The organism is Amycolatopsis sp. NPDC004368, assembly GCF_053602515.1.
The window spans coordinates 260,155-274,675 of sequence record NZ_JBSGDT010000001.1; the positions used below are offsets into that span (position 1 = coordinate 260,155).

General features: G+C 69.5%; 12 protein-coding genes. 6 read left to right on the forward strand and 6 right to left on the reverse strand.

The window, feature by feature from the left end; translation table 11 throughout:
* Positions 1-137: 137 nt before the first annotated feature.
* Complete coding sequence (locus ACWEOE_RS01185; protein WP_452002168.1) at positions 138-953, forward strand: IclR family transcriptional regulator; 816 nt, start codon at positions 138-140, stop codon at positions 951-953.
* A 17-nt stretch (positions 954-970) separates the two neighbouring features.
* On the opposite strand, the gene ACWEOE_RS01190 is transcribed toward ACWEOE_RS01185, so the two are convergent.
* The 4 genes from ACWEOE_RS01190 to ACWEOE_RS01205 are packed head-to-tail and all read right to left on the reverse strand — an operon-like array spanning position 971 to position 2,709.
* Positions 971-1,411, reverse strand: a complete 441-nt coding sequence (locus tag ACWEOE_RS01190) for a GNAT family N-acetyltransferase (RefSeq protein WP_452002170.1) — start codon at positions 1,409-1,411, stop codon at positions 971-973.
* Between the two features lie 9 nt (positions 1,412-1,420).
* Positions 1,421-1,771, reverse strand: coding sequence for a GNAT family N-acetyltransferase (locus ACWEOE_RS01195; RefSeq protein WP_452002173.1), 351 nt, complete (start codon positions 1,769-1,771; stop codon positions 1,421-1,423).
* Positions 1,772-1,825: 54 nt separating this feature from the next.
* A complete protein-coding gene (locus ACWEOE_RS01200; RefSeq protein ID WP_395885450.1) occupies positions 1,826-2,386 on the reverse strand; it encodes a TetR/AcrR family transcriptional regulator in 561 nt (186 codons plus the stop codon).
* Positions 2,383-2,709, reverse strand: a complete 327-nt coding sequence (locus ACWEOE_RS01205) for a DMT family transporter (protein ID WP_452002176.1) — start codon at positions 2,707-2,709, stop codon at positions 2,383-2,385. The genes ACWEOE_RS01200 and ACWEOE_RS01205 overlap by 4 nt, the downstream gene beginning before the upstream one ends.
* A 179-nt stretch (positions 2,710-2,888) precedes the next feature.
* Between ACWEOE_RS01205 and ACWEOE_RS01210 the strand changes: the two genes are divergently transcribed.
* From ACWEOE_RS01210 to ACWEOE_RS01225, 4 genes are all read left to right on the forward strand, one after another.
* On the forward strand, positions 2,889-5,183 hold the full coding sequence (locus ACWEOE_RS01210; RefSeq protein WP_452002179.1) for a (Fe-S)-binding protein: 2,295 nt from the start codon (positions 2,889-2,891) through the stop codon (positions 5,181-5,183).
* A gap of 136 nt (positions 5,184-5,319) precedes the next feature.
* Positions 5,320-6,255, forward strand: a complete 936-nt coding sequence (locus ACWEOE_RS01215; RefSeq protein WP_452002182.1) for a hypothetical protein — start codon at positions 5,320-5,322, stop codon at positions 6,253-6,255.
* Between the two features lie 272 nt (positions 6,256-6,527).
* Complete coding sequence (locus ACWEOE_RS01220; RefSeq protein WP_452002185.1) at positions 6,528-6,968, forward strand: DUF742 domain-containing protein; 441 nt, start codon at positions 6,528-6,530, stop codon at positions 6,966-6,968.
* Between the two features lie 27 nt (positions 6,969-6,995).
* A complete protein-coding gene (locus tag ACWEOE_RS01225; protein ID WP_452002188.1) occupies positions 6,996-7,994 on the forward strand; it encodes a cation diffusion facilitator family transporter in 999 nt (332 codons plus the stop codon).
* Between the two features lie 33 nt (positions 7,995-8,027).
* Here the strand turns inward: ACWEOE_RS01225 and ACWEOE_RS01230 are convergent, their stop codons facing one another.
* Complete coding sequence (locus tag ACWEOE_RS01230) at positions 8,028-8,390, reverse strand: CAP domain-containing protein (protein WP_452002190.1); 363 nt, start codon at positions 8,388-8,390, stop codon at positions 8,028-8,030.
* 40 nt (positions 8,391-8,430) lie between these two features.
* On the opposite strand from ACWEOE_RS01230, the gene ACWEOE_RS01235 reads away from it, so the two are divergent.
* Positions 8,431-8,664 carry a hypothetical protein gene (locus ACWEOE_RS01235; protein WP_452002192.1) on the forward strand — a complete coding sequence of 78 codons (234 nt, stop codon included), beginning with the start codon at positions 8,431-8,433 and terminating at the stop codon, positions 8,662-8,664.
* 299 nt (positions 8,665-8,963) lie between these two features.
* On the opposite strand, the gene ACWEOE_RS01240 is transcribed toward ACWEOE_RS01235, so the two are convergent.
* Positions 8,964-14,312, reverse strand: a complete 5,349-nt coding sequence (locus ACWEOE_RS01240) for a DUF7507 domain-containing protein (protein WP_452002194.1) — start codon at positions 14,310-14,312, stop codon at positions 8,964-8,966.
* Positions 14,313-14,521 lie beyond the last annotated feature (209 nt).

A 14,521-nucleotide genomic window follows, 5' to 3' on the forward strand; every position in this document is an offset into this window, starting at 1 on the left:
ACACCGGATCACGACGGGCGTGAGGACCAGCGACAACGTCGCAATCGTTGCCGACGGGGTACTCCGCTTGAGCCGTTCGGAGCACGTATGGTGGAGGGCGTCCGTTCACCGCTGAACGGTTTCCCGGAGGTGCCGCTGTGTCCGAACCCGCCCTGCCGCTTTCCGACGACGACACCGCCGAGAAGGAACCCAGCGGGCTGATCGGTTCCGCGCAGCGCGCCTTGCGCGTGCTCGAGATCGTGGCCGGCGCCGGTGACGGCATCGCGGCCAAGGCCGTCGCCCGGCGCGCCGGCTACAAGCTGTCCACGACCTACCACCTGCTCAACACCCTGGTGCACGAGGGCTACCTGATCCGCCTCGGCCACGGGCGCGGGTTCGGCCTCGGCTACAAGGTCGGCGGTCTCTACCACAGCCTGCTCGGCGAGCTCGACGTCGATCACCAGCTGCGCGACGGCTTGCACCAGCTGCACCTGCGCGTGAGCGCGCCCGCGTACTACACGGTCTTCCGCGACACCGACGTCGTGGTGGCGGCCGTCGCCGACTCACCGGAGTTCCCGCGCGCCCAGCCGCTGGACTTCGGCTTCCACGAGGCCGCGCACGCCACGGCGTTCGGAAAGGTGATGCTCGCGTCGCTGGCCACGCGCGAGCGCCGCGACTACCTCGCCGGCGCCGGCATGCCGCGCCTCACCGACCGCACCCGCGTGACCGCTCACGACCTCGAGACGGAGCTGGAAACCGTGGCCCGCTCGGGAATCGCGTGCGAGATCGAGGAGTTCCAGCCCCAGCTGGCGTGCGTTTCCGCGCCAGTGCTCGACTCCGCTCTGCGTGTGACCGGCGCGGTGGCGTTCTCCGTGCCGGTGAACCAGTTCGCCGACCGCCGCAGCGACCTCGAACGAGCGGCTCGCGCGGGGGCCGCGAGTATCTCGAAGTTGTTGTCCGCCAAGGACAACTGAGGCTTCGACCGCTCGGCCTACCGCAGTGCTTCGCGGTTGACGCCCTCCCGTTCGAGGAACCGCCCCTTGGTGTGCTCGGCGAACCCGAACTGCCGGTACAACCCGTGCGCGTCGGCCGTGTGCAGCATCCAGCGGAAGTCATTGCCGGGACCGTTGTCGATCATCTCGCGCACGATCTCCTTGCCCAGCCCCGAACCGCGGGCGTCCTCGACCACGAACACGTCACCGAGGTAGGCCGACGACACGCCGTCGGAGAAGGCACGGGCGAAGCCGACCTGGCGGCCGGTGGTCCGCTCGTACGCGCCGACCACCCGCCACGACCCGGCGACCGCCGACTCGACCTGCTCGCGAGTGCGCCAGCGGCCCCAATAGGCCTCGGTGGAGAGGAACTTCCACAGCACGTCGAGGTCGAGCCGGCCGGGGTCGTCGTCGAGTTCGTAATCGCCTGTGATCCGCATGCCCGCAAGCTAGCCGAGCGGCGGGCCGATGTGCACCGGGGTTTCCGCGGGCGGAGTCCGGTTCGACGGGGAGCGTTCGATGTGGTGCTTCCCGTCCGCTCCGGTGAAGCCGACCGCCGCGAAGAATCCGTTCGCGACAGCCGGGAGCGCGATGCCGATCCAGCGGAGGCCGGCACCGGGACCGACCAGCTCGTGCATGAACCGGTGCCCCACTCCGTGCCCACGCGCGCTGTCGACCACGAACAAGTCCGTGCAGTAGGCGGTGGTCACCCCGTCGGAGATGGCGCGAACGAAGCCGACCTGCCGGCCGGTCGCCCGCTCGTACGCCCCGACGATCCGCCACGACCCGGCGCATGCCATGGTGATCTTTTCACCGCCGGATCGGCAAATCACCCAAACTACCCACGGCGATCATCAGCGGGGTTTGAGCAGGTAGTCGACCACGGGCCGCAGCTCGTCGGCCGACGGTGGCTCGTCGTCGATCAAGCCCTGGATCAGCAGTCCGTCGATGCCGGCGAGGAACACGCGGAACGCCACCTCGTCGTCGTGGCGGACCATGGACGTGAGCACGTCGAGCCAGCGCCGCGCGGCCGGGCGCAGCTCGGGTTTGCGGGCGGCCAGCAGGTAGAGCTCGTACTCGGCCATCGTGCGCCCGCGCCGCGGCCCGAGCGCTTCGGCCAGCAGGCCCGCCACTTCCTCGGCACCGCGGCTGCCGCGCGAGCGGGCGCGGTCGATCATCCAGTACACCTCGGTCGCCATGTCGCGCGCGCACGAGATGAGCGTGGCCACGAGCAGGTCGTCGAGCGAGGCGAAGTGGTAGGTGGTCGACGCGGTGGGCACGTCGGCCTCGGCGGCCACCGTGCGGTGGGTGACGCCGGCGACGCCGTCGCGCTCGATCACCCGCAGCGTGGCCTCGATGATCTCCGCGCGCCGCTTCTCCCCGCGCGCCTTGCGGCCGTCGACCTGGATCTTCACTGGTTGCCTCCCACCTCGATCAGCACCACCCCGCCGATCACGAGCACGAGCCCGCCCACCATCACGAGGTTCAGCGGTTCCCTGAGGAACAGCACCCCGATGATCGCCACGAGCGCCACGCCGACGGCCGCCCAGATCGCGTACGCGATGCCGATCGGCAACCCCGCCTTCAGGACCCGCGAAAGCGCGAAAAACGCCACGCCGTACCCGACCGCGACCAGCGCGGACGGCACGACTTTGGTGAAGCCCTCGGAGAGCTTGAGGGAAACCGTGGCCGTCACTTCTGCGCCGATCGCCAAAGCGAGGTACAAGTAAGCACCCATGGAAACGAAACTACCTGAACGATCGTCTCACTAGCCAGCGAGGCGTGCACCACATCGGTGGGACTTGGGCACTGTCCACCAGTTACCCATCAGTACAAAGCGTTACCCTGCTCGGCACCGGCACCTGTGGATCATGCACTGGCGCCGGCACCACCACACCGGACGAAAGGCACCCGACGATGGGCGCTGTAGAGCTGACGCTCGGGGGGATCTCGGTCCTCCTGGGCATCGTCGCCTGGGGAATGTTCATCGCCACGATCGCCCGCTTCGTGCGGGTGATCCGGCTGGGCCAGCCCGACGCGACCCGCAACGGGCCGTTCCTGCCGCGTCTCGGCACGCTGATCAAGGAGTTCGCCGCGCACACGCGCATGGCGAAGTTCCGCCAGGTCGCGCCGTGGCACTGGATGGTGATGTGGGGCTTCCTCATCGGGTCGCTCGCGCTGTTCGAGGCCTACGGCGAGGTGTTCGTGCCGACGTGGGGCTGGCCGTTCCTCGAGGACTGGGCGCCGTGGAGCCTGCTCATGGAGCTGCTCGGCGTGGCCACGATCGTCGGTGGAATCGGGCTGGTGCTCATCCGCCAGGCCAACCACCCGCGCCGCGCCGACCGCCAGTCGCGCTTCGCGGGCTCGAACTTCAAGTGGGCCTACTTCGTCGAGGCCGTGGTGATCATCGAGGGCATCGGCATCATCGGCGTGCGCGCGGGCAAGGCCGCGATGAACGTGCACGAGACGCCGACGTGGGCCGCCTTCGTGTCCAACCCGCTTTCGCACGCGCTGCCGGCCAGCGCCGCGCTCGTGTCGGTGTTCGCGTTCATCAAGCTGATGAGCGCCACGGTGTGGCTGATCGTGGTGGCCCGCACGATGACCATGGGCATCGCGTGGCACCGCTTCAGCGCGTTCTTCAACATCTACTTCAAGCGCGAGGACGACGGCGGCGTCGCCCTCGGCGCCCTGAAGCCGATGATGAGCAAGGGCAAGGTGCTCGACCTCGAGGAGGCCGATCCCGACGAGGACACCTTCGGCGTGGGTCGCGTCGAGGACTTCAGCTGGAAGGGCTGGCTCGACTTCTCCACCTGCACCGAGTGCGGCCGCTGTCAGTCGCAGTGCCCGGCGTGGAACACCGGCAAGCCGCTGTCGCCGAAGCTGCTGATCACGCAGCTGCGCGACCACGCGTACGCGAAGGCGCCGTACCTGCTGGCCGGTGGCAAGCGGGACATGGCGGGTGAGGAGGTCGGCCTCAGTGGCGACAACATGTACGCCGGCATCGACGTGCTGGCCATCGCCGAGTCGGAGCGGCCGCTGATCGGCGACGACGGCGGCGTGATCGACCCGGACGTCCTCTGGTCGTGCACCTCGTGTGGCGCCTGCGTGGAGCAGTGCCCGGTGGACATCGAGCACGTGGACCACATCGTGGACATGCGCCGCTACCAGGTGATGATCGAGTCGTCGTTCCCCACCGAGCTGGGCGGCATGTTCAAGAACCTGGAGAACAAGGGCAACCCGTGGGGCCAGAACGCCAAGGACCGTCTCCAGTGGACGGAAGACCTCGACTTCGAGGTGCCGGTGTTCGACGGCGACCTGGGCGACGCGGAGTACCTGTTCTGGGTCGGCTGCGCCGGCGCGTTCGAGGACCGCGCGAAGAAGACCACGCGCGCCGTGGCCGAACTGCTGCACATCGCGGGCGTGAAGTACACCGTGCTCGGCTCGGAGGAGTCGTGCACCGGTGACCCGGCGCGCCGCGCGGGCAACGAGTTCCTGTTCCAGATGCTGGCGCAGCAGAACGTCGAGGTGCTCAACTCGGTGTTCGAGGGTCGCGAGCGCAAGGCGCGCAAGGTCGTGGTGACCTGCGCCCACTGCTTCAACACGCTCGCCAACGAATACCCGGAGCTGGGCGGCCGGTTCGACGTCGTGCACCACACGCAGCTGCTCAACCGCCTGGTGCGTGAGAAGTACCTGACGCCGGTCGCGCCCGTCGCGGAGGACGTCACCTACCACGACCCGTGTTACCTGGGCCGCCACAACAAGGTCTACGACGCTCCGCGTGAGCTCGTCGGCGCGTCGGGCGCGAAGCTGCGCGAGATGCCGCGCCACGGCGACCGCTCCATGTGCTGTGGCGCCGGCGGCGCACGCATGTGGATGGAGGAGAAGATCGGCAAGCGGATCAACGTCGAGCGCGTGGACGAGGCGCTCGGCACCGCACCGTCGAAGATCGCCACCGGGTGCCCGTTCTGCCGCGTGATGCTCACCGACGGCGTGACCGCGCGCCAGAGCGACGGCCTCGCCGGCGAGCGCGTGGAGGTCGTGGACGTGGCTCAGCTGCTGCTCACGTCCGTGAAGCGCAAGCCGGAGCCGGCGCTCGTGACGGCGGGGGCTCCATCGCTCGAGGGCGAGTCGGATGCCGACCTCACGAGCGAGCCCGACGTGCCGACCGATGAGAAGGCGACGGGCGCACCGTTGCCGGATGAGGACAAATAGCCCGTTCCAAACCGAAATGAACGCCCCTTTCACGACCGCAACCGTCGTGAAAGGGGCGTTTCTCGATCATTTGTCACGGAAACAGTCGTGATTAACGGCCTGTGCACGAATGCTCGCGCAGCGACACGATCCCTGCATGCCATTTCGCAAGACCGCGGTCGCCGCACTCGCTCTGTTGTCCCCGTTCGTCGCCGAATTACTGCTCGGCGATCAGAACCTGGCCGGGCCACCAGCGCTGGGGAAGCAACTCGGCATGTTCGCGATGTTCGTGGCGCTCTACGGTTCGGGCGCGGTGCTGATCCGCGAGCTCGCGCGCCGCCGCGGCCGGGGCTGGCCGACGATCATCACGCTCGCGCTGGCCTACGGCGTGGTGGAAGAAGGCCTGCTCACACAGACGTTGTTCAACCCCCACTACCTGGGCCTCGACCTGTTGAGCCCCGCGCACGTGCCGGTGCTCGGCATCGGCGGCCAGTGGACGGTGTTCGTGCTGACGCTGCACGTGGTCTGGAGCATCGCCGCGCCGATCGCGGTCGTCGAAGCGTTCTTCGGCCGCGAGCCGTGGCTGCGCCGCCCGGGCACGGTGGCGTGGACCTGCGCGCTCCTCGTCGGCGCGGCGGGGACGTTCCTGGTGTCCCGCATGCTGGGAGCGACGCCGTTCCTCGCGGCGCCCGGACAGCTGGCCGGCGCGGCCGTGGTGGCCATCGCGCTCGTGGTGATTGCGTTGCGGCTGCCCGGTCGGACGCTTGACACGCGGGGCTCGGCGTGGGCCGGGTTCGCGGTCGGGCTCGGGGCGAGCACGGCGTTTCACCTGGTGGACAAGACGACGCTGCTCCATTCGTGGGGCACGGTCGTGCTCATGCTGGCGCTCGAAGCGGCCGTGGTCGCGTACGCCAGGCAGCACCGCCCGCCGGCGTTTTCCCTGGCAGCAGGCGCACTCGTCACGTACTGCTGGGTCGGCCTGCTCACCGCCACCGGGAACCCGATCGCGCTGATCGAACAAATGATCCTCGTTATAGCGACCCTGATTATCTTGATCTTCGCCGCCCGAAGGGAAATTCCGGTAACCGTTTGACAGCAGCGGTACCCGCGTACCGTTAATCGACGAAAACGTTTACCGTGCATATTTTCTGCACCAGCGACCCGGCTTCGTCACATTCGCGATGACAGACAGGACAACGGGCGTATTCTTCGGTTTCTCGCGACCGACGCCGCTTGCGGGAAGCGAATTCGGCGACCGACCTGAGGGGGCGCGACATGGTGAACGGGTACAGCGGGCCTGGCTACACCGGCCACCCGGGTACACGCTTCCCGCCTTCCGGCCGAGTCAGCGTCGCTCCCGGGCGCGTGCCCGAGCCCGTGTGGCCGAGCGAGGTCCCCGAGGAGTTCGCGGGCGAGCCGGTGGTGGGCGACGGCTGGGTCGCCGATCCTTCGCCGGTCCCCGGCCCGCGCACGCTCGTGCGGCCCTACGTCCTCACCCGCGGCCGCACGCACTCGCGCCGCAACCTTGCCGTCGAAGCGCTCGTGAAGGCCAACGCCCGGGACCCGCGCTGGAACTCGCCGCAGGTCAAGGGCGAGTTCCGGATCGTGCGGTCGCTCTGCCTGTACCCGCGGTCGGTGGCCGAGGTCGTCGCCACACTGAGCGTGCCGCTGGGCGTGGCGCGCATCCTGCTCGACGACCTGGCCGAACTGGGCCTCATGACCATCCACGCGCCGGTGCGCAAAGAAGACGGGCGGCCGGCGATCGCGTTGATGGAACGCGTACTTTCGGGTCTCAACCGTCTCTGACGTTCGCGCGCGGCTAGTGTTCAGGCCGTGAGCAAGCACGAGGAATCGGGCGGCGAGAGCACCCTCACGGTGCTGCTGGCCGGCGGCGTGAACCTGGCCATCGCCATCCTGAAGCTGATCGCCGGGATCATCACCGGCTCGGGCGCGATGCTGTCGGAGGCCGCGCACTCCGTGGCTGACACCATCACCGAAGTCTTGCTGCTCACCGCGCTGAAACGCTCGGAGCGCCCAGCCGACCGACTCCACCCGTTCGGCTACGGCAAGGAACGCTACTTCTGGTCGCTGCTCGCGGCCGTCTCGATCTTCGCCTCAGGCGCGATGTTCGCGCTGTACGAGGGCTTCACCACCGTGTTCGGCGAGAGCGAAGACCAGACGAGCCCGATCGTCGGCTACGCGGTGCTCGGCGTGGCCTTCCTGCTCGAAGGCACTTCGTGGCTGCAGGCGATCCGGCAGGTGCGCAAGGAGGCGAAGCAGGAGCGCCGCTCGTTCTTCAAGTACCTGAGCATGATCGACGACCCCGCGCCGAAGACCGTGCTCTTCGAGGACTCGGCCGCGTTGATCGGCCTGCTGCTCGCGTTCGCCGGCATTGGGTTGCACCAGCTCACGGGTTCGTCGATGTGGGACGGTGTCGCGTCGATCCTCATCGGCCTGCTGCTCGCGGGCGTCGCGTACCTGTTGGGCCGTACCAACCGGGGCCTGCTCATCGGCCGGCAGGCGGATCCGCGGATCGTGCGCGGGGTGCGTGACCACCTCTCCGCGGCGCCGGAGATCGAGGCGGTGGTGGACCTGCAGACGATGCTGATGGGCACCGACCAGGTGCTGGTGTGCGCCCGCGTGGACTTCGACGATTCGCTGCGCGCTTCGGACGTGGAGTTCGCGTGCGTCCGGATCGCGGGTGAGCTGACGGAGGGGTTCCACGACGTCACCGAGGTGTTCATCGAACCGGTGCCGCGGTCGGACCCGCACCTGCGGGCCGCGGTGCTGGCGCGGTACGGGGACCTGACGACGCGGCCGATCGAGGACTGACGCAGCTCAGTGCTCAGTGAGCCTCAGTGCGGCTCAGTACCCGAAGTCCTGCGTCCAGTACCAGCCGGCGGTGGCCACGCCCACGCCGAGCTTCGTCAGTGAGCAATTGAGGATGTTCGCGCGGTGCCCGCTGGAGTTCATCCACAGCTGCATCACCTGCTTCGCGCTCGTCGCGCCCTTCGCGATGTTCTCAGCGCCCGGCTTGCTGTAGCCGGCGTCGCGGATGCGCTGGTCGAAGTGCTTGCCCTCGGGGGTGTCGTGCGAGAAGTAGTTGCGCGCCGACATGTCGTCGCTGTGGTCCTGCGCGGCCTTGTCGAGGTGAGGCTCCTCGGCGACGGGGGCACAGCCGGCCTTCGCGCGCTCGTCGTTCACGAGGTCCACGACCTGGCCGGCCATCGACGGGGCGGGGCCGCGGGCCCGGGAAGTCGACGACGGCGTGGACTTCGGGGGCGCGGGCGGCGGTGGGGCGGGAGCGTCCGTGCTCGGGGTGTCCGATGCGGTGGTCGTGGGGCCGGAACCCGCGGAGGTCGACGTCGTCGGGGTGGTAGGTCCAGACGTCGGGGCGCCGCTGGTGCCCGGGGCGGAGGTGCCGCTTTCGCCCGGAGTGGACGACGAAGGCTGCCTCGCGTACTGGTCGACCGACGGCACGCCGGACAGCGGGTCGGACTGACCCGTGGTGGCGCTACCGAGCGTTGCCACGTTGGGTCTGTCGTGGAGCCACAGGGTCCCTCCGGCGGCGGTAAAACCGCCGAGAAGAACACTCAGTGACACCAAAATCACTCGACCACGCGCACCAATGGGGGACACGGGCGAGGAAACTATCACGAACCGATTACGACCGTTACCCCCGAAAGGCCCAGTCCCTTTTTGATCAAGCAGCGGAAATGATCATCGGACGGCGTGGGTTGGCTGGTGCGAACGGAAGCTGATCTCCCGCCGTGAACCCGGATCCCTTCGTGGTGAAGAGATTCACCTCACGCGGGTCACGCGCAGCAGGAGCGCGCCGGACCCGAGGAGGGCGAGGGCGGCCAGGACGTAGCTCGTGAAGTCGGGGTCGGGGTCGGGCAGCGGTGCTTTTCGCACGGCGGTTTTCGGGCCGAGGATCCGAACGGTTGCCGCGGCTCGGACGGCGCGCAGCGTCGTGGTGCCGGCCTGGGCGGTGACCTCGACGGTGTCCGTGAGCGTGCCACCGCGGGGCGCGGTGGCGGTGCGGGTCCATTCGCGCCGGCCGCCGGGGTCGAGGTGGTGGCCGCCTTCGAGCGTGAGCGGCGCGGTGCCGGTGTTGGTGGCGGTGACCAGGAAGGTGACGGTGTCGCCGGGGTTCGCCGTGGGATCGGCTTGTTCGGTGACAGCGAGGGCCGCGTGCGCGGTGGGCCGGGCGGGCACGACGGCGGGCGGGGAGCCGAGGACGTCGGTGGCCGTGGTGGTGTTGGCCGTGAGCTGCCGGCCGACGGGGTCGTGGGCGGTGGCGGCGGTGTCGGTGACGGTGCTCTTCTCGGCCGTGCGGGTGCAGGCGCGCAGAGCTGACGTGCCGGGCTCGAGCGTGTGCAGCGTGAACGCGCAGGCCGCGTCGGCGGCGCGAACGGTCACCTCGTGCAGCGGTGCGTCGCCGGTGTTGCGGACCGTGGTCAGGTAGGTCACGGGGTCGCCCGGGCGGACCGGCTGGTTCAGGTGGTCGGTCGTCACGGTGAGGCCGGGGTGGATCACCGGGAGGGGTGTGGCGGCCGTGGTGGTGATGCGGCCGCCGAGGGCCGGGGTGGCGGTGACCTGCGTGGTGTCGGTGGCTGCATGCGTCGCCGTGGTGGTGCAGGGGAAACGCTGGATTGCGTTGACGGGCAGGGTCGCGAAGGTCCGGGTGCATTCGGGTGCCTGCGGGTCGCTCACGCGGACGTCGTGCAGGGCGGTGTCGCCGGTGTTGGTGAGCACGAGGTCGAGGCGCACCGAGTCGTCGGGGCGGTGGGGCCCGGGGTCCACGCGTTTCGTGAGGCTGAGTTTCGGTTGCAGCACTTCGAACGACGCTTGCGCGCTCGCTGTCACCGGGCGTTGCGTCGGGTCGGTACCGGTCGCCGTGGTGGTGCTCGTGAAGCCGGTTGCGCCTGCGACGGTGGTGCAGGTGTAGGTCTCCTCGGCATCCGGGGTGAGCGTGGCGACGTCGTGCGCGCAGGCCGGGACGTGATCGTCCACAACGGACAGCTGGGTGAGCGGGACGTCGCCGACGTTCTTGACCAGTACGGAGAGCGTGACGGTGTCGCCCTGGCGGACCTGGTACGGCTCGGCGTCGGTCATGATCGCGAGCTCGGGGTGGATCACGTCGACGGCCGTGGTGCCCGACGCGGTCACCGGGCGGGTGGTCGGGTCGTTGGCGGTGGCGTTCACGGTCGTGGTGAAGTCGTCGGGCGCGGCCTTCACCGTGCAGGGATAGGTCGCGGCGGCGCCCTTCGCGAGCTGGTCGAGCGTGTACGGGCAACCCGTGAGGGTGATGTTCGTCAGCGGGGTGTCGCCGGTGTTCGTGACGGTGACGGTGATCGTGACGTCGTCACTCGGGCGTGCTTGTGCCTGTGCCGCAAGGGGTTTCACGGCCAGCGCCGGGTGGATCACGTCGATCTTCGCTTCGGCGGTCGCCGTGAGGGCCGCGCCGGTGGTGGGGGTGCCGGTGGCGCGGGCGGCGAGCACGGTGTCGTCGGCGGGTGCGGGGGAGGTGCAGTCGAAGGACTGCTTCGCGCCGGGGGCGAGGGTGTCGAACGTCTTGGCGCACGGGCCGTCGCCAGTGACTTGTACGGCGGTGACGGGTGAGTCGCCGGTATTGGTGACGGTGAGTGTTGTCGTCACGGAGTCGTCGGCGCGGAAGGGACCACCGTGCACCGCGCTGGTCAGGGCCAGCCCCGGGTGCAGCACGGTGAACGCGGCGTCGGCCGTCGCCGTGACGGGGCCGTCGAGCGGGTCGGTGGCGGTGATCTTCGCGGTGTTGGTGTAGCCGTCGGGGCCGGCTTTGGTGGCGCAGGAGTACTGGTCGGTGGCGCCGGGGGCGAGTGCCGGGAGGTCGTGGGCGCAGGCCGGCGTTTTTTCATCCACAAAGGACACATTTGCGAGCGGGACGTCGCCGGGGTTGCGCGCTGTGATCGTGAAGGTCACCGACTCCCCTTCGCGCACGTGCTGGGGCGCGGCGGTCTGCGTGATTGTGACCGCGGGGTGGATCACGTCCACATGCGCTCCGGCGATCGCGGAGACCGGTCGGGTCGACGGGTCGGTGCCGGTGGCCTTCACGGCGCCGTCGAAGTCGTCGCCCGACGCGTGGGTGCAGGTGGCGGTCTTCTTCTCCTGCGGAGCCAGGGTTCCGAGCCGGTGGGCGCATTCGGGGGCGCCGGGGTCTTCGAGGATGACGTCGTGGAGCTCGGCGTCACCGGTGTTGGTGGTGGTGATCGTGAACGTCGCCGGTTCGCCCGGCCGGACGACCGCGGGCGCGACGGTCTGCGCCACGGCGATGGCGGGGTGGATGACGTCGAGCGTGGCCTCGGCGCTCGCCGTCACGACCGGTCCCACCGGTGCCTTCGCTGTGACGGTGAGCGATTCGGTGACGTCGTCGGCGGGGACGGTGGTGGTGCAGGTGAAGGTCCAGGCGGCGCCGGGTGCAACGGGAGCGGCGTGGTCCTGGGTGCACGCGTCGGCGCGGGCGGCGGTGCCGACGTGCAGGTCCGTGAGCGCGGTGTCGCCGGTGTTCTTCACCGTGACCTGGATCGGCGCGCTGTCGTGCTCACGGAACGGTCCACCTTGGACGGTCGTGGTGAGCGTGACGGCGGGGTGCAGCACGGTGAACGCCGCGTCGGCCGATGCCGTCACCGTGCGAGCGGTCGGATCGGTCCCGGTGACCACGACGGAGTTGGTGAATCCGTCCGCTCCGGCAACGATCGTGCACTCGAAGGTCTGGTTGCTTTGTGGTGCAAGGAATCCGAGCGGCTTCGCACACTCGGGGGCCTTGCTGCTGGTGCCGGTCGCGGCGTGCAGCAGGACGTCACCGGTATTGCGCACGGTGACGGTGAAGGTCACGCGGTCCCCTTCGCGCACCTGCGCGGGCGCCGCGGACTGCGTGACTGCGACGGCCGGGTGGATGACGTCGACGGGCGCGTCGGCCGTCACGCTGAGTTGTTTGCCCAGCTCGTCCTTGCCGGTCGCGACGGCGGGGTCGGTGAAGTCGTCTTCAGGAGCGAGCAGGTCGCACTGGTAGGTCTGCGTGGCCTGCGGGGCGAGAGTGCCGAACTTGCGCACGCAGCCGGGCGTGCGTTCGTCGGCCACGGCGACCTCGCCGAGCGGCGCGTCGCCGGTGTTCTTCAGCGTGACGGTGAAGGTCACGCGGTCGCCCTCGCGCACCTGCGCGGGCGCGGCCGTCTTCGTGAGCGAGAACGCCGGGTGGATCACCTTCGCCGTGGCCGAGGCCGTGTCCGCGACAAGCTGGCCGGACAGGTCGGTGCCGACCGCGGTGACCGTGTTCGTGGTGGTCAGCGCCGGGTTCGCCGGGCACGGAAAGCTCTGCTGCGCGCCCGCGGCCAGCGCGCCGAACGTCCGCGAGCACGCCGGCGTGGTGGCGTCGGTGACGACCACGGGGTTCAGCGGGCTGTCGCCGGTGTTGCGCACGGTGATCGTCCAGGTCACCGGCTCACCATCGTGGACCACGGCCGGGTTCACCATCTTGGTGACGTCGATCGCCGGGGCGATGAGGGGGACCTTCACATCGGCGTTCGCCATCACGGTCTTGCCCAGCGGATCGGTCCCCGCGACGGACGCACTGGTGCCCGGCACCGGCGCCTTCGCCGTGCAAGTCCCGGTGGTGTGCTGGCCCGGCGCGAGGGTCCCGATCTTGCGCGCGCACGCGCCGACCTGCGTGTCGGTGATGGCGACGTCGTGCAGCGACACGTCGCCGGAGTTGGTGGCGGTGACGGTGAACGTCACGGGATCTCCGGTGCGGTAAGCCGCCTTGTCGACTTGCTGCGCGAGCGAGACCGCGGGATGGACGACGTCGAGGCGAGTGGTGGTGCTGCCGTCGAGTGCGTCACCGAGCGTGCTGGTTCCGGTGACCTTCGCGGTACTCGCGGCATCGTCTTCGGGCGCGGTCACGGTGCACTGGTAACCGGTGGTGGCGCCCGCGGCGAGCGGACCGATCTTCTTGGCGCAGGCGGGAAACCGCTCGTCGGTCACCTCGACACCGGTGGCCGCGGTGTCGTTCGGGTTCGTCACGCCGACGGTCACGGTGACCTGCTCACCCGCGTGCGCGCGGGGCGGTTCGGCGTGGGTCACGAGCTGCAGATCGGGTACCGGCACGGAGAACACCAGGCTCTGCGTCACGAAATCGTCGCCGGTGGTGCTGAAAGCGAGCTTCGCGCTGGTGGCACCACTGGCCACGGCGTCGCTGCTGAAGGCCTTCGCGTCGATGCCGAAGGTGTTCTTGGCGGCGGGTTTCGCGGCGTTGTCGGTGCTCGCGACGAAGAAGTTGTCCGACGCGCCGGTGCCGGGTTCGGCGACGGGTTTGTCGTTGATGAGGAACCGGTCACCCGTCGTGCCCCAGTCGCCGCCTTCGGCGGTCACCCCCACGTGGGCATCGGCCGAGGCCGCGCGGAATCCGGTGACGGTGGTGGTCGTGGCGGGACCGTTCGCGCTCTGGGCGGCGTGGCCGTCGTAGACGTAGATCGCGCGCTTGGCGGGCGCGTACTGCGGATCGCGCGTGGGGTAGGCGAAGACGATCGCCACCGACCAGCCGCCACCGCACCCGCGGCCGGCGGTGGTCCACACGTTCGCGGCGGTGAGGGTGAGCGGCGCGCCGGTGGGGGCGGTCGCGAACTGACCGGTCACGTCGGCGTAGGCGGAGTAGAAGCGGTCGTCCTCGGTGTAGGAGGTTGGCGTTGTGTCGGCCTTGGCTTCGCTTTCCCCGATCGAAAACCGCACAGCCTGCGTCTTCGGCGACCCGGCCGGGCTCGCGCACGCCGACCGCGTGCCGCCCCAGCTCAGCCGCGCGAACGCGACCTTTGCGCCGGGCGGAATCGTGACGGCCGCGCTCGACGAATCGAACGTGCTCGCGTCGGAGTCCACATCGGACCAGCGCAGCGCGAACCCGTCGGCCTGCTTCTTCGCCGTGCGACTGGCAGCTTTCGCGCACTCGGCGTCACCCGGCGTGCACTCAACCACGCTGTTACCGGCGTAGAGGAAATCGCCGTACACCACTTGGTGGTAATTCTGCTGCAATCCCTTGACGGTGTCCGCGTGCGCGGGCACGACCAAAGTGGCCAGGAGGCCGAATACCGCGAGCAGACGTTTCCCGGCCGAGCCCATGCCCGCGAGCTTTCCACGAACCGGTGAACCACCGGCGGTTTCCAACCCGGCCGTGGCCGCAACTCACTCCAGCGAGCGATCGGCGAGACACACGGTCGACTCGTGAGTGACCGCCGCACCCCCCTCCGGGGACGGCGATCACCGTTCGTCGCCCCTTCGGAGTAGCTGGCCACGGGTGATCGGGTCGCCGCGACGTGGTTCCCCATCCG